19 protein-coding genes are annotated in these 23,162 nt (G+C 52.2%); 1 reads left to right on the top strand and 18 read right to left on the bottom strand.

The features are described 5' to 3' along the window. Nucleotides 1-9: 9 nt before the first annotated feature. The 11 genes from G340_RS0107630 to G340_RS0107580 all read right to left on the bottom strand — a co-directional run bounded on the left by G340_RS0107630 (nt 10) and on the right by G340_RS0107580 (nt 12,128). Nucleotides 10-1,365: an ammonium transporter gene (locus tag G340_RS0107630; protein WP_020073059.1), complete on the bottom strand. Its 1,356-nt coding sequence runs from the start codon at nt 1,363-1,365 to the stop codon at nt 10-12. 439 nt (nt 1,366-1,804) lie between these two features. Next, nucleotides 1,805-2,227 (bottom strand): pyridoxamine 5'-phosphate oxidase family protein, encoded by a 423-nt coding sequence (locus tag G340_RS0107625; RefSeq protein WP_020073058.1) that lies wholly within the window; start codon nt 2,225-2,227, stop codon nt 1,805-1,807. A gap of 76 nt (nt 2,228-2,303) precedes the next feature. Then, on the bottom strand, nt 2,304-2,663 hold the full coding sequence (locus G340_RS0107620; RefSeq protein WP_027103910.1) for a winged helix-turn-helix transcriptional regulator: 360 nt from the start codon (nt 2,661-2,663) through the stop codon (nt 2,304-2,306). Between the two features lie 124 nt (nt 2,664-2,787). Then, nucleotides 2,788-4,065 carry a response regulator transcription factor gene (locus G340_RS0107615; protein WP_020073056.1) on the bottom strand — a complete coding sequence of 426 codons (1,278 nt, stop codon included), beginning with the start codon at nt 4,063-4,065 and terminating at the stop codon, nt 2,788-2,790. A gap of 6 nt (nt 4,066-4,071) precedes the next feature. Continuing rightward, nucleotides 4,072-5,850: a sensor histidine kinase gene (locus tag G340_RS0107610; RefSeq protein ID WP_020073055.1), complete on the bottom strand. Its 1,779-nt coding sequence runs from the start codon at nt 5,848-5,850 to the stop codon at nt 4,072-4,074. A 32-nt stretch (nt 5,851-5,882) separates the two neighbouring features. Continuing rightward, nucleotides 5,883-7,226 carry an ABC transporter substrate-binding protein gene (locus G340_RS0107605; RefSeq protein ID WP_020073054.1) on the bottom strand — a complete coding sequence of 448 codons (1,344 nt, stop codon included), beginning with the start codon at nt 7,224-7,226 and terminating at the stop codon, nt 5,883-5,885. 390 nt (nt 7,227-7,616) lie between these two features. Beyond that, a complete protein-coding gene (locus G340_RS0107600) occupies nt 7,617-8,834 on the bottom strand; it encodes a UxaA family hydrolase (protein ID WP_020073053.1) in 1,218 nt (405 codons plus the stop codon). A gap of 117 nt (nt 8,835-8,951) precedes the next feature. Then, nucleotides 8,952-9,284 carry a UxaA family hydrolase gene (locus tag G340_RS0107595; protein WP_020073052.1) on the bottom strand — a complete coding sequence of 111 codons (333 nt, stop codon included), beginning with the start codon at nt 9,282-9,284 and terminating at the stop codon, nt 8,952-8,954. Between the two features lie 13 nt (nt 9,285-9,297). Then, on the bottom strand, nt 9,298-9,993 hold the full coding sequence (locus G340_RS0107590) for an RraA family protein (protein ID WP_407635357.1): 696 nt from the start codon (nt 9,991-9,993) through the stop codon (nt 9,298-9,300). Between the two features lie 96 nt (nt 9,994-10,089). Next, nucleotides 10,090-10,860, bottom strand: a complete 771-nt coding sequence (locus G340_RS0107585) for an SDR family NAD(P)-dependent oxidoreductase (RefSeq protein ID WP_020073050.1) — start codon at nt 10,858-10,860, stop codon at nt 10,090-10,092. 149 nt (nt 10,861-11,009) lie between these two features. Then, nucleotides 11,010-12,128 carry an enolase C-terminal domain-like protein gene (locus tag G340_RS0107580; protein ID WP_020073049.1) on the bottom strand — a complete coding sequence of 373 codons (1,119 nt, stop codon included), beginning with the start codon at nt 12,126-12,128 and terminating at the stop codon, nt 11,010-11,012. A 320-nt stretch (nt 12,129-12,448) separates the two neighbouring features. Between G340_RS0107580 and G340_RS0107575 the strand changes: the two genes are divergently transcribed. Beyond that, nucleotides 12,449-13,543 (top strand): LacI family DNA-binding transcriptional regulator, encoded by a 1,095-nt coding sequence (locus G340_RS0107575; protein WP_020073048.1) that lies wholly within the window; start codon nt 12,449-12,451, stop codon nt 13,541-13,543. A 139-nt stretch (nt 13,544-13,682) separates the two neighbouring features. Here the strand turns inward: G340_RS0107575 and G340_RS0107570 are convergent, their stop codons facing one another. The 7 genes from G340_RS0107570 to G340_RS0107530 all read right to left on the bottom strand — a co-directional run bounded on the left by G340_RS0107570 (nt 13,683) and on the right by G340_RS0107530 (nt 23,151). Continuing rightward, a complete protein-coding gene (locus tag G340_RS0107570) occupies nt 13,683-14,522 on the bottom strand; it encodes a carbohydrate ABC transporter permease (RefSeq protein WP_020073047.1) in 840 nt (279 codons plus the stop codon). Then, nucleotides 14,519-15,382 carry a carbohydrate ABC transporter permease gene (locus G340_RS0107565; RefSeq protein ID WP_326522349.1) on the bottom strand — a complete coding sequence of 288 codons (864 nt, stop codon included), beginning with the start codon at nt 15,380-15,382 and terminating at the stop codon, nt 14,519-14,521. The genes G340_RS0107570 and G340_RS0107565 overlap by 4 nt, the downstream gene beginning before the upstream one ends. Nucleotides 15,383-15,555: 173 nt before the next feature. Further along, a complete protein-coding gene (locus G340_RS0107560) occupies nt 15,556-16,899 on the bottom strand; it encodes an ABC transporter substrate-binding protein (protein WP_020073045.1) in 1,344 nt (447 codons plus the stop codon). A gap of 567 nt (nt 16,900-17,466) precedes the next feature. Next, nucleotides 17,467-18,624, bottom strand: coding sequence for a GGDEF domain-containing protein (locus G340_RS0107550; RefSeq protein WP_020073043.1), 1,158 nt, complete (start codon nt 18,622-18,624; stop codon nt 17,467-17,469). Between the two features lie 848 nt (nt 18,625-19,472). Continuing rightward, a complete protein-coding gene (locus tag G340_RS0107540) occupies nt 19,473-20,900 on the bottom strand; it encodes an MATE family efflux transporter (RefSeq protein WP_020073041.1) in 1,428 nt (475 codons plus the stop codon). Nucleotides 20,901-21,715: 815 nt separating this feature from the next. Then, entirely contained in the window at nt 21,716-22,561 is an 846-nt protein-coding gene (locus G340_RS0107535; RefSeq protein ID WP_020073040.1) for a GNAT family N-acetyltransferase, read from the bottom strand. 167 nt (nt 22,562-22,728) lie between these two features. Continuing rightward, a complete protein-coding gene (locus G340_RS0107530) occupies nt 22,729-23,151 on the bottom strand; it encodes a MarR family winged helix-turn-helix transcriptional regulator (protein WP_020073039.1) in 423 nt (140 codons plus the stop codon). Between the last annotated feature and the right edge of the window lie 11 nt (nt 23,152-23,162).

Genomic DNA, 23,162 nt, shown 5'->3' with positions numbered 1-23,162 from the left:
AACGGCTCATCAGCCGGGGAGTTCGGCACTTTTCGCTTTCACTGCGCAGTGTGTCTTTTCAGAAAAAACCTCCTCGGTTTCAGTAAAAGCAAAGCCGGCATCCGCAGAATCCATCCCGTCAAAAGCCGGGTAGGCGGGCTCCCCATGCTCAGAAAGATCCAGCCCAAGCGCTTCCTCCTCGGGGGTCACACGAATTCTTCTCAAAATCAGCTGTGTAACACTCAAAGCAATTCCCGTGCCGACCAGAGAAATCACCAGCGTGATGCCGATCGCGATCAGCTGGCGCACAAACAGCTCGCTCTGGCCAAAGAACAAACCGTTCCACTGTACCACATCTGCGCTGGGATCGGGATTGAAGCCCTTTACCGCGAAAATTCCGGTTGCAATTGCGCCCCAAACTCCGCCGATGCCGTGGCAGCCGAACGCATCCAGAGAATCGTCGTAACCAAATTTGGGCTTGACAACGGTAATAAAGAAATAGCAGATGGGGCTGACCAAAGCGCCGATGACAAGTGACGCCCAGATCGGTACAAAGCCCGCGCCGGGGGTGATCGCGACCAAGCCGACGACAATCCCGGTGGAAACACCTGCAAGGGTCATCTTTCCTGTGCGGAGCTTCTCAATCAGCATCCACGAGAGCATTGCCGCCGCGCAGGCGGTGTTGGTGGTCATAAACGCGTGAACCGCCAGTGTATTGGCCGCACCCGCACTGCCTGCGTTAAAGCCGAACCAGCCGAACCACAGAAGCGCCGCGCCGAGAAATACCAATGGCATATTGTGCGGGCGAGCCGCCTCTTTTTCGGTCTTTTTGCGGGCGCCCAGCCAGATAGCGGCCATGAGAGCACTGACGCCGGAGCTGATGTGCACCACCGTACCGCCGGCAAAATCAATCGCGCCCAGCTTCATCAGGTAGCCGCCGCCCCACACCATATGCGCCAGCGGATAATAGACGAGAACCGACCACAGGGCGATGAAAACAAACAGAGCGGAAAAGCGCATTCTGCCGATGAGCGCGCCGGTGATCAGTGCGGGGGTGATGATGGCAAACATCATCTGGAATACCGCAAAACAGACCGTTGTCGGCGCGTAAGCGGTTGCCGCCGAATCCTCTGTAAAACTCATACCGAACCAACTGAAATCGCCGATGATTCCCCCGGCCCCGCCGCTGAAGGACAGGGAAAAGCCAAACAGAACCCAAAGAATGGAAGCAAGGCCCATGATAAAGGCGGACGACATCACGGTGTTTACTGTGTTTTTTCGACCGGCCATTCCCCCATAAAACAGGGCAAGGCCGGGGGTCATAATTAAAACGAGAGCAGAAGAGGTTAGCATCCAAGAGATGTCCCCTGAGTTGACAGCATTCATTCGTTTTCCTCCTCAATACGATTGGACTGTGTTGTAGGCGTGCGCTCCCAATCTGCGAAAATCCAATTTTAAATCCGCCGATTTGAAATTGCACCGAACTATGTCACAGCAATTCTATTTTGGATGATCGCCGGCCAACCACCTAAGAAAGGCCTCATTCGCGGTGCTGGCTGCACCATGAATGAGGCCTCTTTGCCGAATTACTGATTGAATTGAAAAAATAATACCATACATTTTTGCCAAAATCAACCCGAAATATTTTACTATCCTTTTCGCACGAAACACTTCAAATTTGTTCAGAACAGAAATCTTTTCTTCTGTTTTGTCACAGAAGAATCAATCCCTCTCAAAATCAGCCGAACTTTGGCGGCAGGCCGAACAGGCTGTGACCAATACGCAGGGCACCATAGAGCGGCGCACATGCAGCACCTTGCGGCTTTTATTCAATTGAGAAGCTTTCGGACTTATAATTTGCATAATAGCGTCCCTCGCCCGCCGTGAATTTCAAGACGCAATAGTCCGGGTCTGTAACACCTTTAGAGTAATACTGCGTGTCGCCCTCCCGCCAGATCATCTCTTTGCTTGCAGCGTCCTCCAGCACCTCCACCGTGCCGACCAGCATGATTCCCCGAAAAAATCTTTTGTCGCAGAAATAGATGCACGCTTTGGGATTGGAGTGATACTGAGACACCTTCATGGAAGAGGTGTTTGTTGTAAAATAAAAAACTCGGATTCCCTCTCTTTTTCTCGGCGGGAGCATGGCCTTTGTATTTGGGAATCCGTTTTCATCCACTGAACTAATAAAAGAAACGCTCTGTTTGTCAATCAGATTTCCTATTGTTTTCTCCGCATCTCTTAACATTTTTTACCGCCTCCTGCTGCAAGCATAGCATGATGCAACGACGAAGTAAATGACCCACTTTTTTGTGGGTATCCTTTTAATCAATAAACCCCTGTTCTTTGAGAACGTCAAACATACCGTTCTCTTTCATCAGGTCGATCCCGATCGACTGCATGATGACGATCGCTTGTAACAATTTGTGCCCACGTTCCGTCAATGAATATTCTACTTTTAATGGATAGCCCTCGAAAGATTCTTTTTCAATCACTCCAAAATCCAGCAGCTCTTTTAGCTGCTCCAACAGCATTTTCTGATTGACCCCCTTGATATCGCGCTCAAGCTGCGATAATGACATTTTGCCCTTCCCCAGCTGCCACAGAATTATGGGCTTCCATTTTCCTTTGGTTATGTCATGGGTCAATTCCAAAGGGCAAGTATATTCCTCTCGTAACTTCACAAGACCACCTCAATCAATAAAAACGAACCATTTTGACTTCTGGATCATTTTAACACATCCATCTATCGACTGTCTATCTCGTGGTTTTGAGATTCCACAGTTGCTTCCCTATTCACCCCGCCCATCAGGCACGGCTTATTTTGCGGTATTCGCCCGGGGCGCAGCCGGTGATTCGTTTAAAAACCACGCTGAAATACTGCGGGTTGCCATACCCCACCTTTTCGGATATTTCGTATGTTTTCAGGTCTGTTTCCGCCAAAAGGCTCATCGCCTTTTTCACGCGGAGCTCCATCAGGTAATCGCTGAGGTTAACCCCCTGGTACTTTTTGAACAGTGTGCTGATATAGCTCGGCGTCAGGTGAACCTCCTCGGCGATCCGGTTCAGTGAAAGGTCCTCCTGATGATAATTGGAATCCATAAACGACAGCACCTGCCGCAGAACAGCGGCATGCGAAACGCTGCTGTTTTTCAGCTCCTCGAACCGGACGAGGTTCTTGCCCTCCTGCAGGCGGGGTTCCAGCATGCTTTTCATTTCCAGAGCCTGCGTCGCCTCCGTATAGGATTTTAAAATATTGGGATACCCTTTATACAGCGAGCCTGCCCCGGCGGACAGCGTTACGCTCTGGGCTTCTCTTACCAGAGCAAACGCCCGCTCCAGCTCGGCGAAAAAGGCCCCCTGCCCGCTTTCGGACAGCCGCTCCGCAAAATTGACGACCAGATTGAGGTAAATATCGCCCACAAAATAATACACCTGCACCGTCGGCAGGCTCAGGCGGCTTTGCAGCAGCTCCCCGATCTTTTCGCAGAGCTGCTTTTTCTGCCACAGCAGAATCTCCGCCTCCCGTTCGCTCCGTTTGCCTACGTCGATGCAAACGACGCAGAACGTGGAGCTGATAAAACGGATATTCAGCCGCTTTGCGCGTTCCCCCAATTCATTGTCATTTTGAAAATTGACCACCAGATCGTAAAAGAATTTATTCTTCAGCAGCTTTCGTCCGCGCCGAATCATCTCTACGTTATCCTTCTGCTGGTCGGATTCCCTGGCGGCTTTCAGCACGGCCCCGAGCACCTCTGAGTTATGCTCGTATTTCATCACGTACTGGCACACCTTGTAATTCAGCGCCATCTGCGCGTATTTAAAATCGCCGTACGCCGTCAGCAGAACCACCTTGATATGCGGGTAGAGCCGGTACACCGCCTCCATCAGCTCTATGCCGTCCATAAAAGGCATTTTGATATCGGTGAGGATGATGTCCGGAAGGCAGCTCGGGATCATCTCGAGGCATTCCCGCCCGTTGCCGGCGGTGCCCACCACCTCTATGCCGTTTTCCTCCCATTCAATACTCTGCTTCATCCCCGCACGGATGATCTGGTCATCGTCGACAATCAACAGCTTATGCACGAAACTTCATTCCTCCTCCGGGCCGGCAAGCGGAATCACGATGCTCGCCTGGGTATAAACACCCTCTACACTTTCAAATACGATGCCGGACTCCTCCCCAAAGTAAAGCCTTAAACGGGTATTGACATTGCGCAGGCCGAAATATTTGGTATGGTTTACTTCGGGCGGCAGCCTCAGCGTACTGCGCAGGTCCTCGAGCTTCCCGCCGTTCATGCCCACGCCGTCGTCGAACACGGTCAGCACGACACGGTCCTCCAGCTTTTCCCCACTGACCAAAATCATCCCGATGCCGTCTTTTGTTTTGATCCCGTGGTAAATGGCGTTTTCCACGAGCGGCTGCAGGCTCAGCTTGAGAATGCGGAGGGACAAAAGCGCTTCCTTAACGTCGATTTCATATTCAAAGTCGTCGCCGTAGCGCATTTTCTGAATTTCCAGATAGCTTGCGACATGCTCCAGCTCTTCCCTGACTGTGACGATCTCTTTACCGCCGCTGATGCCCAGCCGATAAAAACGGGCCAGCTCCACGCACATATCGCTTGCCATACGATTGTTTTTCATGTTGACCAGCTGGCGGATGGAACCGATGGTGTTGTACAGAAAATGGGGCTTGATCTGCTCCTGAAGCGCCAACAGCTGCATCTTTGTTTTCTGCTCCTGCTCGCGGCGCACCTGTGCCAGAAGCTCTGTGACGGCGATTTTCAAATAAGAGAGGCCGTGCGCCAGAACGCCGATCTCGCTGCCGGCGTCCACCTGAAAGCTGACGTTCATGTCTCCGTTATCGAACTTGATCACCTGGTCGGAAAGGTACTCGATCGGTTTGGAGACGCTCTTTGCCAGCAAATTGGAAAGAAAGACGACGAGCAGTGTCAGCGCCAGCATCAGCACCAGCAATATGTATTTGAACTCCCCCGCGCTGCTCAACAGATCACTTTCCGGCATGACGGCCGCAACGATCCAGCCGTTGGCCTCGATGCTCTGATACGTGACGATCATCCGCTGATTCGTCACGCTGCGCAGCACGGTGCTGCCGCTGGAGCCGAAATGCTCCTTGAGCTTTTCCACGGCGGAAAGCGTCAGACAATACCGGTTCTGCATTGCGGCGGATTGCAGCGTACCGTCTCTGCTGATCAGCATCATGTATCCGTTTTCAGACACATGAACATTGTCGAGAATTCCGGAAAAATAGCTGCTGTTTAAATTCAAGAGGAGGATCCCGCTGGAGGCGGACTGCGGGGAGCCGATCATCCGGAACACGGAAATCACCTTGTGCGGCGTCGTCGTCTGGAACACGTCGTCCCGGTGATCATTGAGCCAGTACACCCCATGCGGCGAGGTGTTGTATTTTTTCATCCACTGGGGCAGCGAAAGGCCGATGTGCTTCGGCACGTCGCTGACAAAATATTTGACCTCGATTCCGCGGTTGTTGCAGAAATACAGCGAATCGATCATCTGGTCATAGTTGCGGTAGATTTCTTCCATGCTGTTGTAGCAGGTCATCAGACTGCCAAAGTCCTCTTCCGGCGAGCTCTCGCTGAGCAAAAGAGTGTTGACCGCCGGGCTGCCTGACAGACTGATCATCTGCGTAAACGCGGTCATCATTTTGTCGTTGAGCAGAATCGAAATCTGGCTCACCATGCTCTGCGTGAGAAAAGAGGCGTTCTTTTTAATGTTGTTCGTTTCAAAGAAATACGCGAACAAGCCGATGACCAGCACCGCGGCGATCACCACCGGAAGAAAAAGGAGCATAATCTGCTTTTTGATCGGCTTTTGAAATACTTTTTTCAAGACCCCGCGCTCCTTCACGAAAATCGTAAAGCCTAGTCCCGCGTGCTGTCGAACTGCTTTTTGGCGGCTTCCAGCAGCTTGGCCCACTGGTCGAGCATATCCTTCGCCGAAAGACTGCCCGCCATCACCTTTTGAATCATCGGCTCCACCTCGGACTGAATCTCGGTGTACTGCGGCAGATAAACCGGCACCTGAATCTGCACGGAGCCGTCTTTGCCCGAGACCATCCGCTCGGCCAGCCGCAGGTACGGGTGGTTGTCGTCGATATAACCGGGGCTGGACGCCGCGCCCACCACCACGGGAACCTCCCCCTGCGTTTTGCAGCGCGGAATCTGCACCGCGGCGCTGCAATAAACCGCCATGGCCTGAAAGGCCGCCTCTTTCACGTCGGACTTGGAATTCATGCTGACGGAGCGCATCGATACAAACCGCATCCGGGCGCCGCCGTCGGCCGCCCGGGGGAGCTCCGCCGCCTGAAACCGCGACTGATCCCCGTAAAAGGCGGCAGCAATCGATGTGCCGGAGCCGAAATTGTGAAAGATGATGCCCGCCTTGCCCGCCTGAAAGGATGCCGTCAGCTGCGTCCAGCCCTTCACCAGATCATCCTGTGCGGAATAGCGGTTATAAAGGCCCAGGTACCGCTCGACAAACTCCACATGCTTGGGAGAGTTGATGGTACACTTGCCGTTTTTGTCAAAATAATCGGTGAGCCCCGAGTAAGCGTACATCAGGGCTTCGAGCGTATTGCTGCTGCCCGGGCCGCCGCGCAGCGCAATGCCGTACTGATCGTTTTCGCGGTTGGTCAGCTTCTGCACCGCGGTGAAAAACTCGTCCCAGGTCTGCGGAACGTCCATCGCCGCCGACCGGAGCAGATCGGTGCGAACCCACATGCCCCACGGCTGCATCGAAAACGGAAGCGCATACAGGCGCTTCCGCTTCGGATCATAGGCGCGCGCCTGAAGAATGGCGTCGGCACTCAGCGACTCCTTGTCGCCCCACTGCTCGTAAAAGGCGTCGAGCGGCTCGTAAAACCCGTTCTTTATGTATTTGGAGTCGTAAAAATCCGTAAAATCCGGCGCGGTATCCGACGCGATCGCGACATCGAGCTTTTGGATAAAGGTCGGGATATCCCCCGGTATTCCCAGGTAATCCAGAGTGATTTCGGGATGCCTCTCCTTTAAAATCCGCTGAAAGCGGGCAAAGTCCTGCTCGCGCTCCGGCGTGGTGCAGTAGGTCCAGAATTTTACGATGGTTTCAGGAAGACTGCTCACCGCACTCTCCTCCGGCGGCGGGGCGGTGTGATCAGCGCAGCCCAAGGGCAGCAGAAAAACCGCCGCAAGAAGCAGCCCTGCCGCTTTTCGTGCCGTTTTTTTCACGACGACACCCCCTGATTTAAGACTTTGTACCACTTATTATAAAAAGCTTTCATTTGTTTGTCAAATAGGATAGATTTTATTATTTTTGTTTATAAAAATAATAAAAAATGTCATTTAAGATTGGTATTCCTCTTTGAAAGAGGATTGGTTTCTTCCCCACCGCAAGCGGAGATAAAATCGCCGCACTTCTCCGGGACGATTGGAAAGTAAACCGGGTACGGCATCCGCTTTCAAACGGAGCAAACGCTGAAAACCGCATTGCAAAAAAGCGGATGCCGCGGAGGAAGAAGTACGCCCCGCGGCATGTGACAATTTGCGGTATCTGCCGATACAATTAAAATGGGAAAAGGGCGTTTCACGACCGCGGCATTTTCGAGTACCACGGAAACGCTACTCGCATCTTCTTTTGAGCGCAACCTCTTTTTCCTGATATTTATAGGGAATGAAATACTCCTTATGGCCAAGGCGCTCCGCGTTGGTTTGCCCGCCGGAGCAGACCCGTAGCACCTCATCGCAAAGATTCTCGCACAGCTGTTCCAGCGTGACCTCGCCGCTTAAAGCCGGGCCTGCGTTAAAGTCCATATCCCCGCTCATTCGCTGAAAGGTGACGCTGTTCCCGGTGATTTTATACACCGGGGCCACCGCGCTGCCCACGACGTTCCCGCGGCCGGTCACCAGAAACACCAGCTGACAGCCGCACGAAATCAAATCCATAAGGCCCTCGTTGTCGTTGGGGTTGGTATAGCCGAAGCCCATCCAGTACGGGTCGGGCGTGCTGTCGAGCAGCCAGAGCCCGTGCCTGGGCGGGGGCTGAGAGACCTTGATCACGCCGCTGATGGGCCGGCTGCCGCTTTTGATCACGGCGCCCATGCTCTTCTCTTCAATGGAGGAAAGTCCGCCCGCGAAATTTCCGGGAGAAACGGAATACTGGCGCACCGACTTGCAGTATTCCAATGCCTTGTCGTAGGTATAGGCAAGCTGTTCCCGCGCGCAGTCGTCCGCACCCCGGCGCACCAGCAGGTCTTTCAGGCCCACCGCCTCCACAATCTCTTCAAACACGGCGGTACCTCCCAGATCGACCAGCTTATCGTAAAAACGGCCGACCACCACATTCCCGGCCAGACCGGAGGTATAGTCCGAGCCGCCGCATTCCGCGCCGACGACCAGATCGGAAAAGCCCATCGGCGCCATGGTCGTGTGCCTGAGCTCTTCGAGCAGCAAGCGGGCCTGCCGCAGACCATACTCGATGGAGGGCCCGGTGCCGCCGTGCTCCTGCACAAAGAACCACTGTGCCGGTTTCCCGGCCTCCAGCGCTTTTTCCGCCAGATGCCTTGGCTGCACATACTCGCAGCCAAGGCCAACCGCCAGCACGGCCCCCACGTTCGGGTGGCGGATCAGGGCCAGCAGCAGCCGCACCGCGTACTCATTGTCGCAGCAGCCGTCGAAGCCCACCACATCCACGTCGTCGCTGTCGATGCGGCGTGCGATCTCTTTCGCAACATGCGAGGAACACTCCACCGTATACACCACCAGCAGTTTGTTGCGGATTCCCTTTCTGCCGTCCTGGCGGAGATACCCCTGCCAGCGTACATCCTGATACTCTTTCATCTCTACTTCTCCATATGAACTCATTTTTCACCAGACGGTACAATCGCGGCGGTTATGTCCCCTCCCGCCGAAGCGGAAAAACATAACGGAGCTCGGCGCTTTCACCGCGAAGGACGGTCACTCGTAGTGCGTGTCTGTCGGCGCGCCGGTCACAGCATCCAGACTCGACGACCTTGCGTCATACAGGCTTTTCATATTATGCAGATGCACCCATTGCCCCGTTTTGATCGCCTTGGTGGCGCACCCGATCACCACGCCGTATTTCACGATGCTCCCGCCCGGCGCTATGTCGCGCAGCGCGAGCTTGTGCCCTGCCGGTATCTCCTCGGCAACGGTTACGCCCGGCTGGATCGGGTCGCCGTGCGCCGCGGCGGTACCCGGCACAAGGGCCTGAAGCGCGGTGGCCACATTATCTGCCCGATCGATCTGGAAAACGGCCTGCCCGGTCATACTCCCGCCCCCTTTACAAAATGCCGAATTTGGCAAAGGCCGTGGTCGCGGTCATGCCGCCCTCGATCGCTTTTCGCACTACTTTTTCGCCCGCCGCCTTTTCCAGGGCCTTTTCAAACACTTCCGTTTCGTATTTCTGCGGAATGATCAGCACGCCGTCGATGTCGCCGAACACGATGTCGCCGGGATTGACCCACACGTCGCCGAATTCGACCGGACAGCGAAAATCTACTACCTGCGTGCGCACGGAGGAATCCTGCGCGTAGCAGCCGCAGCTGAACACCGGCCAGTTCTGTTCGAGCACCTGCGGCGTGTCGCGGTGCCAGCCGTTGACGACGGCGCCAGCCGCCTTTCTGGTTCTGGCGGTGGCCGTGAGCAGCTCGCCCCAATAGGCGCAGCGCTTCGTGCCGCCGGCCGCGAGGTAAATCTCATCCTCCTTTAGCTGGTCGAGCGCCTCCGTAAGAAGGCCGAACGGTTTTTTTTGCGGCCCGTACACGTCGATCATCAGAACCGGCATCGCGCGGCCCGCCAGCTTCATGTCGCCGCGCAGGGGGCGAACCTCCTGCGGAAGAAACTGGTGGTAGCAGCCGAGGCCGTCCAGAATATCCCCCACAACGGGGGTGTACAGGCGCTCTTTCATGAGCGCAAACAGTTCCTTGTCGTTCTTCCATTGTGTCATGATGAAATCCTCCCACTGTTCTTTCGGCATATCGTATTTTTCAAAAGCCGGCCGCACCTGCCCCGGTCTGCGATAGGAGAAGACGCCGCTGTTTTCACTTAACAATTCTTTTCAGATGATTTCGCCTCAAAAGCCGATCAGTGCGCCGCCGTCCACCGGGAGCGCAACGCCGTTGACAAATTTCGCGGCGGAAGAGCAAAGGTACACAACCGCCCAGCCGATATCCTCCGGATCGCCGAACCGGTTCATCGGCGTTCTGCCGAGAATCTTCTGCCGGCGGGGCGGGTCGTTATCCACAGCCTTGTGGAACATGGGCGTGTCGATCCAGCCGGGCGCAACCGCGTTGACGCGGACGCCGTCCGCGGAGACCTCGGCGGCCAGCGAGCGCACCATCCCAAGGTACGCGGATTTGGCGGCGGCGTAGCCCATCACATAGGGCATGCCGATAAACGAGGTCATCGACGCGGTAAAGACGATACTGCCCTTTTGGTTCTTTCTCATATGGGGAACAAACGCGCGGGTAAGCGCGTAGGCGCCGACCACGTGAACGTCGAGCACATCGGTAAAGTCCTTGACGGACATTTCTTCAATCGGCTTTTTGCAGTGATTGCCCGCATTGTTGCACAGGATGGTCACATCGCCGCGCTCCCTTATGATTTGTCCGGCGATTTCCTGCGCGCGGTCGGTATCGGTCACATCGCAGGCATAACAGCTCGCGCTGCCGCCCAGCTCCTCGCAAGCCTTTTGCAGCTTTTCGGCGTCTCTGGCCAGAAGAACCACCTCAGCCCCGGCGGCTGCCATACATTTCGCCATCGCGAACCCAAGGCCGGTCGCGCCGCCGGTAATGACGGCGCGCTCCCCCTTCAGAGAAAACATGTTTTTCATTTCTTCGCTCATTGCCCGATCTTCCTTTCCCTATGAAACAGCGTTTGTTTTTTCCCGTGATTTTTGGAAAGCGCTTGTATCTTTTTGGCAGTCTATTCTCCCCATCCGTTATGGAAAGAAGGCCGGTATCTCTTTGCGCAACACCGCTCCCCGGCCGGTTGTTACAAGGTGAGCACCTTATAAGAGACACAATTCCTCTCGATCAGCTCCCAGTCGAGCTCCGCGCCGATGCCCGGTGCTTTTGGCACGGTGATGATTCCGTGATTGTCGATGGGCAGCTTCCCCTTCATCGGGAACCGGAAGCTCTCTTCCGGCACAAAATACTCGAAAAAGCGGCAGTTGCGAATCGCACAGGAAACATGAAGGTTGACAATATCCATATAGGTCATGGTCGTGGTGTGAATTTCACAGCGCAGGCCAAAGCTGTCTGCCAAGTGGGCGATTTTCAGCGTACCGGTGACGCCGCATTTCCAGGAGACATCGGCGCGCACAATATCCGCCGCGCGCTGGCTGATCACCTGCGCCACGCCCCAGTGAGCGCCGCGCGTGGTTTCCGTCGCGGCGATCGGGATATCCAGCGCTTTGCAGAGCTCCTGATATTTGTAGAGCTCGAAATCGCGAAACGGCTCTTCAAACCACAGATAGTTGAGCTTTTCCAGTTGGCGGCCCACCGTGATCGCCTCGTCCAGACTGTATTCGCCGACGGGATCCGTCATCAGGCCCATATCAGGGCCGACGGCCTCGCGGAGCTTCTGGTGAATCTCCATATCGAACTCATACGGGCCGGGCGGATGCGCCTTATAGAACGGAATGCCCTTGTCACGGTAGTACAGCGCCTCGTTCACATAGGCGTCCACGGTATCGTAAAAAAGGCTGCTCGCGTAAACCGGCAGGCTTTCGCGGTAAGCGCCGATGTACTGGTACAGCGGGAGGCCCGCCGCCTTGGCGCAAATGTCCCACAGTGCAACATCCACAGAGCCCGGCAGAAAAACCGGGAAAAACGCCTCGTGACGATCTACATTCCAGAAATCGTAGAAGATTTTCTCCCTGTCGTACGGGGAACGGCCCATTACCACCGGGGCCGCCGTATCGCAGAGATACGACTCCGTCACCTGCCCGGAGCGGGCCGCCATAGCGGTGGCGATTCCCTCAATGCCGGTATCGGTCGTCAGCTTGATGACTACAACGTCCCAGGGCATTTTTGCGCCGCCTCTCCGCTTTTCGTCAAACAGGCATTGATCCCGTTTTACCCACCACGATTCAAACTTTTCGATTTTCATTGTTGCTCCGCCTTTCTCCTTGAGAATAGAGAAACGTTTCCCTTATTCTCATTATAATATTAGCATTTTAGATAATAAAAGTCAATTCATCATCATTTAATTCTGTATTTTATAATATTACTTTTATAAAATGCAGATAATATGAAAAATATAAGAAAGAAACGTTTTTTTGCAATTTAAGACAATTATCTTTCTTTCCTTTGGCGTTTATGGTATAGTAGGTACACGGTAAAAACATTGCGTCCGGAATGCCGTTTTCTTTTCTTTCAAACGGGATTTCAGAATTAGGAAAGCAAATCAACGATTGGAAAAGGATCAACATGAAAGAGAAAAAAGCAACATTAAAGGATATTGCGGCTGAGGCGGAGGTTTCTCTTTCCACCGTACACAAGGCGCTTTACAACAAGCCCGGCATCAGCGAAAGGGTGAGGAAAGAGATTCTGGCCATCGCCGGCAGCATGGGCTATAAAACCAACTACGTCGCCTCCTCCCTGAAACGCAAGCTGATGAAAATTGCCTTTGTGGCGCCGCTGCCGAACTCCGGCACAAACCGCTACTATTACCGGGATATCTGGAAGGGGATGCGCGCCTTTCAGGCCGAGGCGGCCGAGTTTAACATTGAGATTCTGGATTTCGGCTTCTCCGGCCCGCTGAGCAGCCTGCCAAAGCACCTGGAGGAGGTATACCAGAACCACTGCGATGAAATTTCGGGCCTGATAACGCTCGCGATGGAAGACCCGGCGTTCACTTATTTTATCGACCAATTCAGCAAGAGAAGCGTTCCGGCCGTCTTCATCGTCTCCGACCTGCCGCAGGCAAAACGCCTTTGCTGCGTGCGCGCGCACGATTTGATGGCGGGCAGCCTGGCCGCCGAGCTGATCTCGGGCTTTACCGGGAACCAGGGAAAAGCTCTGGTGGTTTCGGGCGACATTATGGTTTCGACCCACTATATGAATGTCACCGGCTTTGAACAGTACTTTGCAAAGTCGCGGAGCCGCATGGAGGTCATTAAAATCTACAACCGCAAGGAACCGGAGCGTTTATACATTGAGCTGCTGGAGCTGCTGCGCTCCGACCCGGAAATTAGCGCGATCTACTCCTGCACGGCCACCAACACGCCGCCGGTCTGCAAAGCGGTGCAGGACGCGGGACGCGCCGGAACGGTGAAGGTGATTGGGAGCGATCTGTTTCAGGAAAGCCGCGAGATGCTTCTCGCCGGCGTGCTGCAGGCGATCATCTACAAAAAGCCCTTCCAGCTCGGCTACCTCGGCTGCAAAGCGCTGTTTAACTTTCTGGTGAAAAATGAGTTCCCGAAAAGGGACAGCATCTTTATCGAGCCGATCGTCTTGCTGAAGAGCAACCTGCCATTTTACGAGCGCGACATCGCCGCAGACAACGCCTATGAAAGCATTTGAAGCACTCCCCGTATCGCGCCGCCCCGCGGCAATTCACAAACCAAAAACGGTGACTGCGGACCTGTTCCGTCAATCACCGTTTTTCTGTTGTCACAGGTTCAAAAAACCGGAGCGCCGCGGGGAACCGGGAGGCCGGACGTCAGCCCTTGAGCGCCCCTTCCATAATTCCGCTGATAAAGTATTTTTGCATGCTGAGGAAAATGATCAGCAGCGGAATCAGAGACAGAATGATCGTTGCCGTCAGCGTACCGTACTGCCAGGAGGCCGCCTCGTCGCGCAGGAAGGTGATGCCGACCGGCAGCGTCTGCGCCTTTGCGGTGGCGGTGAGGGTTCTGCCGTAGGTAAATTCACCCCATACATTGATGAAGGTGAAGATGATCACGGTAGCGATGCCGGGCTTTACAACCGGCAGCATGATCTTGGAAAAAACCTGCCAGTTGTTGCAGCCGTCGATGGTGGCTGCCTCGCCCAGCGTATTTGGAACGCTGTTGAACTGGCCGCGCATGATAAACACGGACATGGGCAGATTGGTCGCGATGTAAGGCAGAATCAGCCCCCATGCGGTGTCGATCAAATTCATTTTGGACTCCATGATATAAATAGGGATCAGGTAGATCACATAAGGCAGCGTCAGAATAAACAGAACAAAGCCCAGGTAAATATTTTTGAACCGAAAGTTCATCTTGGAGAACGCATAACCCATGGAAGCGCTGAAAACGACCGTGGCCAGCACGCTCCACAGAGAAACGACCACCGAGTTTCTGAAATACTTGAGAAAATCACCCATCTGAGTGATCACCTTGACGTAGTGCCCGAAGGTGATTTTTGTGGGGAGGATCGTCAGCGCGGACGCGTAGATTTCATCGTTGGTTTTCAGCGAGGTGAGAAACGTCCACAAAAACGGAATGATGAAAACAAACGCCGTGACCAGCAAAAAAACGAAGAGGACGAAATTGACCGCCAGATTTTTTTCTTTCATACCTTCACCTTCTTTATCTTTGCGTCGTCCCCTCTGTTGAGGAACATGTTGAACATAGATAACAGCAAAATGACGACACCCATGAAATAGGCGATGGAAGAGGCATACCCCATTTCAAAATATTTAAATGCGTTGATCCACGTGTACTGGTACAGCACCAGCGTGGCGGTTCCGGGGCCGCCCTGCGTCATGATGAAGGGCTGCTCAAAGACCTTGACCGCCTGAATAATTGCCCAGATGCCGCAGATCACATAGCTTTCTTTCAAATTCGGCAGCGTGATATGTACGATGCGCTGGTACGCGTTGGCGCCGTCTACCCGGGCGGCCTCCATAATATCGTTCGAGATGGACTGAAGCCCCGCCATAAACAGAATGACCAGCATACCGATGTTTTTCCACAGGCTGACCACGATGATGCTGACCATTGCCCAGTTGCCGTCGCCCAGCCAGTTCTGGGCCCACGCGCTCTGGTGCAGCACATTTGCCAGAAACCAGTTCAGCAGCCCGTACTGCTCGTTGAGAATCCACTGAAAGATGATGCCCGTCAGGGAAAGCGGCACGACCACCGGCAGGAAAATACAGGTTCTGAAAAACCCCGATCCTCTCACCCCTTTATCCAGCATCATCGCCAGAATCAGGGAGATGATCATCACGCCCGGCAAAAACGCGACGGTAAACACAAAGGTATTCCGGAGCGCATCCATAAAATAAGAATCGGAAAACATTTTGACGTAGTTGCCAAAGCCGATAAAGGCCGGCTGTGCGTCAAAGCTGAAATTATACTGCGTAAAACTGAGATACAGGGACCGAAACAACGGATACCCCATGTACAATGCCACAAAAAGAAAACCCGGAAGCATAAATGCATAGCCTGGAACTTGTTTTTTGAGGCTGAGTGAAAGCTTATTTTTCATTTTTATTCCTCCGCCGATTTCATCAGAAGCCTAAGCATGATCAGCCATTCCCGCGTTCCGGGAGTTCATACAGGGTGCGCTTCCCCGTATGAACCTCCTGAACGGAATCTGTTTGCCGCTTAATGATTGAGGCCGGTTGTCAAATCCAAAGAACCAATCAGCTTCTTGAGGTTGCCCTGCGTCTCCTCTACGCCCTGGTCGCCCTTGATGCATTTCTGCAGCTCGACCTGAACGCCGGTATCCAGCTTGGAGAAATCCTTATACAGAGGAGTGGTGACCGCGGATTTGGTCGCTTCCACAACGGTCGGCCAGTCTGCGTTTTCAAGGCCCTGGTAGTGAGCAAGCAGCGGGGACATTTTGCCGTATGTGTTCAGCGCCTTCACGTGGAACTCTGTCTTGAGCAGTTCCTCTTTCATAAAGAGCTTCGCAAGCTCAATCTTCGGGGAAGCCTTCGGAATCACCGCGCCGTGGATGTAAACCAGAGAGCCGTGCGTGTCGGTGCCGGGGATCGGGATGACGGTGGTGTTGCCCTTTCCGACGTTCTCCTGGCATTCGATCCAGCGGGAAGCCGCGGTCATCAGCATGGCGACCTTGCCGGCTTTGAAGTTGGTGCGGCCCGCGTCCATATCCGCAAAGGTATCGGTCGGGGTGTAGCCGTCTTTTACCAGCTTGTTCCAGCTGGTGAGCAGGCTCTTGGATTCGGGGCTGGTAAAGTCGATGGTTTTTCCGTCGGACTCAAAGAAGTTGCCCTTGATCCCCTGTAAAGCAGAAAGATAGGAGTAGGTCATAAAGTTGGTGCCCCAGTCGATAGACAGGCCCGTCTGCACGGTTTTGCCGTTCTCTGTAACCGTTGCCTTCTTCGCGTACTCGTAAAGCTCATCCCAGGTTTTTGGGGGCGCTACCTTCCCGTTGGCGTCTGTTAGGCCGGCCTTCTTCATCAGCTCCTTGTTCGCAACGATGAACATGACTTCGCCGGTGATCGGGATCATGTACTGCTTGCCCTCCACATTGCCCAGCTCAAGAAACGCGGGGAAAAATTTATCCTTTGCAATGTCGCCGGTAAAGAAATCGTCGCCGAAATCGATGATGTAATCCTTTGCGGCATACTGAACCGCATGCTCACGGCTGCCGCCGATTGCAATATCGCAGTTCGTTTTGCCCTGAGACCATTGCAGCATGTTGGTGGTCACGTCGGCGTTATCCACCTTGTTGTAAACAACGGTCACGCCGGGGTGCTTTTTCTCAAAGTCGGCCTTAATCCCCTCAAAATCGTATTTGCCCATCATCCATGCCTGTGTTGTAACGCGCAGCTCGCCCGTCATCTCTCCCCCGGCCGCCCCCGAAGCCGCGGAACCGCCCGGTGCGGCGGAGCCGGGTGCGGAGGAACCCCCGCATGCCGTTGTGGAAAGCAGCATCCCCAAGACCAGTGCCAAAGCCAGACCCTTTTTGAACCCTTTTTTCATAACAAATCTCCTTCCTGAAAAACATATGATAACCTGCGGGCTTTCCAAAACAGAGCGGCGGCGCTTAAAAAAGCGATTGAACCGTTTTCCCGCCACAGGCGGAGGAACAGACCGCCACATTTGCATCCGGCCATTTTCAAAGCGAATGGACTGCAACTCCCGCAGGTTATTGCCGCGTAACGGTTGATTTTCGCACAGGCAAGTCAGCTAAAATATCAATGCTGTATTGAATATTTGTATACAACTTACCCTGTAATTTTATTATATAGGATTCAAGCTGAATGAAAATAAAATATCTTTCGTGATTTTGTTTGATATCTTTAAAAGTTTTATGAAAACGAACGCATTAAACGGCATTTGATCCAAAATCCGTTCTTCCTGCCTCTGTGATTTGAACGAGTCGTCTTTGCAAAAACGGCGGGCGAACCGCTCTGTTCCCGCCCCTGACCAAACGGAGGAATCGACAAAAAAAGCTGTGCGAAACACCGATTCGCACAGCTTTTAAAGGATTTTATTTGCCGGAACACAGGCGGCAAACCCGGGAGAAGCAGCCTAAACACACCGAATTCACGTGCGCTGAATATTGAACACCGAGATATCCTCACGCCACACCAGCGTGTGATTTTTGCCGCTGCGTTTAGCGGCGTACAGCGCTTCATCGGCGGCGGAGAAAAACTGGCGCCGGGCTCCAAACCGCTTCGCGTCGTAACGCGCAATGCCGATACTGACGGTAGCCGAGGGCTGATGTCCGATCCTTCGGGCGGCCTCCTCAAAGCTCCGGCGGATCGATTCGGCCAAAGCGAAGTCCTCATCGGGAACACGGTTGGTAACGATGGTGAACTCCTCTCCCCCGTAGCGGCAGGCGATTTCATCTTCCCGGAGATTCGCTTTGATACAGCTTACCAGAGTCATAATAATCTTGTCCCCGGCGTCGTGGCCATTCTGGTCGTTTACCTGCTTAAAATCGTCAATATCCATAACAATCAGCGAAAACGGCCGAAAGCTCTGATGATACTCCTGAATCCGCGCGCTCAGTTTCTCATAAAAAGCCGCATGATTATACAGACCGGTGAACGAATCCATCTTGGTGAGCTCATGGGCGCAGATAATGCTGTACACCAGGCTGTTCTGCCGGCGCAGGCTCATTTTGGCGGACATATAGCCCGCCAAAATGAGCGCCGCCGCGGTGAGCACATTCACAAAATCGGGCTTGCGTATCCATTGGGTATGGCCATACGCGAGATACAATCCCCCAATATACAACAGATAGAGAAAGAAATTCAGGCAAAAGACGCCCCGCAGCAGCTTGTCATCAATGTAAATCAAAGCCAGCAGCACGGGAAAAATAAAAATGACATAGACAACCGGTACGGCATTGTGTGCCAGCGCCAGCATAAAACAAAGAAGAGACAAGCAAAAAAGATACAGATAGGCCTGCGTGCTGTATTGACCTCTGGCCAGCAGTCTGCGGGAAACCGCATGGGTAACCGCAAGAATGGACACACTGATCAGCGTTGGAGCAGCAATATAAATCAGAAGGTATTCTTCCGTATTTTCCGCGCCGCCGTTTAATTTTTTAAACGCAAAAATCGCCAGCTCGACCATCATCACCATCGCCACAAACGTCCATGTGAGGCGCAGCAGATGATTACCCCACACCTGGTATTCCAGCTCTTTTTCAAACCGCAGCTTTACTATATTGGGAGGAGATTTCCGAAATTTCACCAATACGCACCCTTTTAACCGATTCAAAATGAAATTTTCCAACGGCACACGGAACAAGCAAAAAAATAAAAAAGCCTGTATTTTTCAACATGCTTCGTTTCAAACAATCTGCCGATAAGAAAATTCATTCTTATTTTAAGGATAACACCCTTGAAGGAATAAAGCAATCATTTTCCCGAAGGGAATGCACGGATACAGTATTTGCTAAAAGCCGTAAACGCCACGCGTCTTTCAAAGACCGACTCTCCGGGGCATTCTAATTTGCTCTCCGGCCGCAATCATCAGCAGAGCCCGAATATACGCTTCGTTTGCAATGCTGCCCGCACACGAATACCCCGGATGCCACGACGGGCTATAAAAAAGCCGTTATAGCGGTGGCCGGATAGTTTTGCCCAAAACAGTATTAAAGCAGCATAATGGCGGTTTGAAAACAAAAATCAAAGCCTCTGTTCTCTCCTTACTATGTGTGCCTGATATGCGCCCGGCGGCTTTGAGCGCGAAGGGTTTCCATGTGCTCGAAATCGCTTTTCCATATTTATGAGGGGATCGTCACCTTCCCGTGACGACCTGCATAGCTGATATTTTAAGGCGATAAATTTCAAAGGCTAACCCGCGCATTGGGTTGCGCAAATGCCGTCAGTGTATCTTGCAGACCGGCATGTGAAAACGCACTCAAAACAGCTCACTTAACCGCATTGCTTTCACAGACAGCGGATGTGAAAGTAAGCGCACCGCTGCCCGGTACGGAGCGCCCCAAGGCTTTAAATGGGCCCTCCCAAACGCAAAAACAGCCAGCCCATCCAAAAATGAGGCTGACTGCTTTCCCTGATTCTCCCTACAAAGGCTCCTCACAATTCTGATTCGGCGATCGGCTGTGCGGTCGCAGCCCGTTTATGGATCTGCCGCCGCGCATAGAGAAAGATGACCACCTGGCCGGCCCCTGCCAACACCCAGGTAACGGGATAGGCGGCGAAAAGCACAAGCTCCACAGGGTACCAGGCAAAGACCGTAACCAGCCATATCATCCGCAGAAGGCAGGCGCCCACCAGCGTACAAAGCATCGGCGATATGGAATAGCCCATTCCATAGGATAAACCGGGGTATACATCCATGATGCCGCAGGCGACAAAAGAAATCATGATGATATACAGACGCAGCATCCCCAGCTTGACCACCTCCGGGTCAGATGTGAAAATGCCGAGCAGGGGCCTGCCGAACAGCATGGTCGCCCCTCCAAGAAGGATCCAGGTAACAAAAACCAATACTGTGGATACCTTCGCAATGGTATCGATCCGTCCATATTTTTTTGCGCCCATGCTTTGTGCCGTAAAGGTTACGACCGCGTTGTAATAGGCAAGCATGACGGTGCCGATATAGTTTTCAATATTCATTGAGGCGGCGTTAGCCGCGATCATGGCGGAGCCGAAGGAATTGACGGCCGATTGGATCAGCGCATTGGAAATGGAAAACAGCAGCCCCTGCAGCCCCGCCGGCAGGCCGATCCGAATCAGCTCCTTCAGCTTGTCTTTGTCGGCCCTCAATTTTCGGGGAACAAAGCGAATCGCCCCATCATAGCGGGACAGAGAAAACAGGATCAGCAGCGCCGAGAGATATTGTGAGATCACCGTGGACCACGCTACGCCGTCGACGCTCATGCGCAGAACGATCACGAGGAAAAGATTGAGGCCCACGTGCAGAATGCCGGAAACACCCAAAAAATACATTGGGCGGCGGCTGTCGCCCACGGAACGCATAATCGCCGCGCCGAAAGTAAATACCATGTTGGCGGGCATGCTGACGAAGTAGATCTTCATATACAGCACCGCAAGGCCCAATATGTTCTCGGGTGTGCCCATCATTACCAGCAAAGGCTCGCAGAACGCAATGCCTACGGCCATTACAATGAGCCCGCCGGCTATGCTCAGAACAATGGAAGTATGAACAGACCGGCTCATGGCTTCCGCGTCACCCGCAGCATAATCCCGTGCCACAACGACGCTTGTCCCTACAGATAATCCCGTAAATAGTGTGATGATCAAATTGATCAGAGCGCCCGTCGCGCCTACTGCCGCCAGCGCATTGCCCCCTGAAAAGCGGCCTACGACAACCATGTCCGCGGTATTGAACAGCAGCTGCAGAATATTCATGACCATGATGGGCAGAGAGAAGACCAGCAGTTTTCCAAACAGCGGCCCGTCGCCGTCATCCGTATTGTGGCGGTACTTTAAAATAAAATGAAAATACACTTTCTTTATATTTTCTACAATCAGCAGCATGACATTGCGGTTCCCTTCAGCATGATTTCACGCATTAAAAATCCGAATCTTTCTCAATCAGAAAGAGATTCGGATGATTTCTATTGGTTGTGCCTGACAAAGGATCAACCTAAGCCGAATTTTGCCAGAACAGAATTTACCCCTCTTGTAAAGCGAAAACATTCTGCGCCTGCCCTATGTACGAAATTTTCCTGAACCGGGAATAACGCAGATGCATCCCAGCGGCAGATCAAGTCACGGGATACTGGTTACAGTATAAATTGATTTTATGAATTGTCAATACCGATTGATCAAATACCGGGTAAAAGTGTGGTATTATATACTTGGGAATGACAGAATAGCGTTCAGCTGATGGCTGGGCGCTTTTTTATGTAATGCGGCGCCCGATACGGACGCCACGACCTATCACCAGCATCTACGACAGCAGCAGCCACGGCAACGGCAGCAGCCACGCCGATTACCGCACCCTGCAATAGCTATAAGCGGGATCAACCAGCACATGTTTGTTCCCCCTTTCGTTTCAGTGATGCTTCATTCTATGATTTTGGGTGAATGCTTGTCAATATTCAGTATCGGAATACGGTTGAAGAATGTCACAAATAGGATTAAACGACACCATTCCAGGCCGTCCTTTTTCTTTGGATGTGAAACGGCAGAAACTTCGGAATGACTTTAATAGAAAACGCCGATTTACAATAGTGACGACCGCCGCCAATAAGCGTTTTAAAATTCGATATTGCTCCATCTATGCGCTTGCAGGATCCCGCCATTGTCAACCTGATGTTTTCCCACCCTGTTTACACGCATTTTCTCTGTTATAAATTCAGCTTCATCTCAAATTGATTCACTGTATGATAGAAACCGGCGGCCGAAATAAAAGAAAGCATTTGCTTTGAACGGGTGTCAATATTCAAAATTTTTATTTGACCGGCATCCGTATGCTCAATTAAATCTGCCAGTATGCTGCTGCCAATGCCTTTGCTTCTCCATTTCTTATCCACAGCAATCTGAGGAATTTCCCCGGTCGACTTATCGATTATTCCATAACCGATAATCTGATTGTTGTTTCGCACAACCGATATCAAAAAGCTTTCTGATAATGCTTCAATGGATGGAATGGAATTCTGCCACGAAGGCGGAAAATCCCAAAAGCTCTTAAACAGTTCCCAATCCGGATTTACAATGTGTTCTGTCTGATGAATCGAATAGAATCTGTCTTTTCCTCGTTCCATCTGACAGCACAGAAATTCTCTCTCAACCGTAAATCCGTTTTTTCTATAAATATTTGCCGCAGAGGTATTCGATGTCAACACTTCCAGAATATACTGTTCCGCTCCTAAATCACTAAACTGTTGCTTTGCTGTTTGAAGCATCTGTTTGGTGATACCCTGTTTTCGAAACTGGGGTATTACCCCGGTTCCCACATCATATGCCGTTGCTTTTCCATTCCACTTTCTGCAGCCATTTAAAATGAACCCGACCAGACAGTCCTCATCAAAGGCTCCCACGGATAGATTAGGATCGAAGCCCTTCCGTTTGAGTATCTTTTCAAATTGGGCAAAGGACATATCCATGCGAACCGGATAATCGGAAAAAGCTTTTAAAAAAGCTTCGTATATCGCTTCTTTCTCTGCATGAATTAATGACTCATAATGTAGCATTAAAAGTCCTCCAGTCGATTATCATAGTAATTTTTCTATACATCATTAAAGAGTATAGCCAGGACTATAGTTCAAAATCACGAATTACATCTGTCTATCAAGTACAGAACAACGAAGTATCTGCCATCATTACGTATTTTCATATAGCAAAGCTAACATCCCGTATTTTATTGCTTTTCCGTATACAAGTTTGTAATCTTTCTGCACATTGATGCAAAGCAATGAGCTTCTTCCTCTGATAATGCTTCTTGAATGAATGTCACCATTTCATCTCCAAAGTCCTCAACACGGTCTAGAAAGTCCTTGCCCTCTTTGGTGAGTACAATATTGTAAGAGCGACGGTCGCGTTCCTGCCTTTCCTGCACAATATACCCTTTATCCAATAGGCGCTTTGTGAGTTTGGATATACCCGATTGAGAAATGCCCTTCATTTCAGCTAACTCTTTCGTGGTTTTTGGTCCTTGCTTAAAAAGGGTATCCAGTATATAGTACTGGGCCGTTGATACCCCCTCGACATTGAACCTGTTAGAATTTGATACAATCATACATTGCAACGGCACATAGCTTTCTCTTAAATCTTTTATGGACATCAGGCGTCCCT

It is taken from the genome of Faecalispora sporosphaeroides DSM 1294, from assembly GCA_000383295.1.
Classification (GTDB): domain Bacteria; phylum Bacillota; class Clostridia; order Oscillospirales; family Acutalibacteraceae; genus Faecalispora; species Faecalispora sporosphaeroides.
Note: the sequence above shows the minus strand (reverse complement) of the source record. Positions and strands in the feature narration are given on the sequence as shown.

What these genes read in the sequence shown, in the direction of transcription:
- G340_RS0107575 (WP_020073048.1), top strand. Translation starts at nt 12,449, where the DNA reads ATGAAAGAGAAAAAAGCAACATTAAAGGATATTGCGGCTGAGGCGGAG.
- G340_RS0107625 (WP_020073058.1), bottom strand. Translation starts at nt 2,227, where the DNA reads ATGTTAAGAGATGCGGAGAAAACAATAGGAAATCTGATTGACAAACAG.
- G340_RS0107540 (WP_020073041.1), bottom strand. Translation starts at nt 20,900, where the DNA reads ATGCTGCTGATTGTAGAAAATATAAAGAAAGTGTATTTTCATTTTATT.
- G340_RS0107580 (WP_020073049.1), bottom strand. Translation starts at nt 12,128, where the DNA reads ATGAAAATCGAAAAGTTTGAATCGTGGTGGGTAAAACGGGATCAATGC.
- G340_RS0107565 (WP_326522349.1), bottom strand. Translation starts at nt 15,382, where the DNA reads ATGCTTCCGGGTTTTCTTTTTGTGGCATTGTACATGGGGTATCCGTTG.
- G340_RS0107595 (WP_020073052.1), bottom strand. Translation starts at nt 9,284, where the DNA reads ATGACCGGGCAGGCCGTTTTCCAGATCGATCGGGCAGATAATGTGGCC.
- G340_RS0107585 (WP_020073050.1), bottom strand. Translation starts at nt 10,860, where the DNA reads ATGAGCGAAGAAATGAAAAACATGTTTTCTCTGAAGGGGGAGCGCGCC.
- G340_RS0107590 (WP_407635357.1), bottom strand. Translation starts at nt 9,993, where the DNA reads ATGCCGAAAGAACAGTGGGAGGATTTCATCATGACACAATGGAAGAAC.
- G340_RS0107560 (WP_020073045.1), bottom strand. Translation starts at nt 16,899, where the DNA reads ATGAAAAAAGGGTTCAAAAAGGGTCTGGCTTTGGCACTGGTCTTGGGG.
- G340_RS0107530 (WP_020073039.1), bottom strand. Translation starts at nt 23,151, where the DNA reads ATGTCCATAAAAGATTTAAGAGAAAGCTATGTGCCGTTGCAATGTATG.
- G340_RS0107570 (WP_020073047.1), bottom strand. Translation starts at nt 14,522, where the DNA reads ATGAAAGAAAAAAATCTGGCGGTCAATTTCGTCCTCTTCGTTTTTTTG.
- G340_RS0107630 (WP_020073059.1), bottom strand. Translation starts at nt 1,365, where the DNA reads ATGAATGCTGTCAACTCAGGGGACATCTCTTGGATGCTAACCTCTTCT.
- G340_RS0107600 (WP_020073053.1), bottom strand. Translation starts at nt 8,834, where the DNA reads ATGAAAGAGTATCAGGATGTACGCTGGCAGGGGTATCTCCGCCAGGAC.
- G340_RS0107535 (WP_020073040.1), bottom strand. Translation starts at nt 22,561, where the DNA reads ATGCTACATTATGAGTCATTAATTCATGCAGAGAAAGAAGCGATATAC.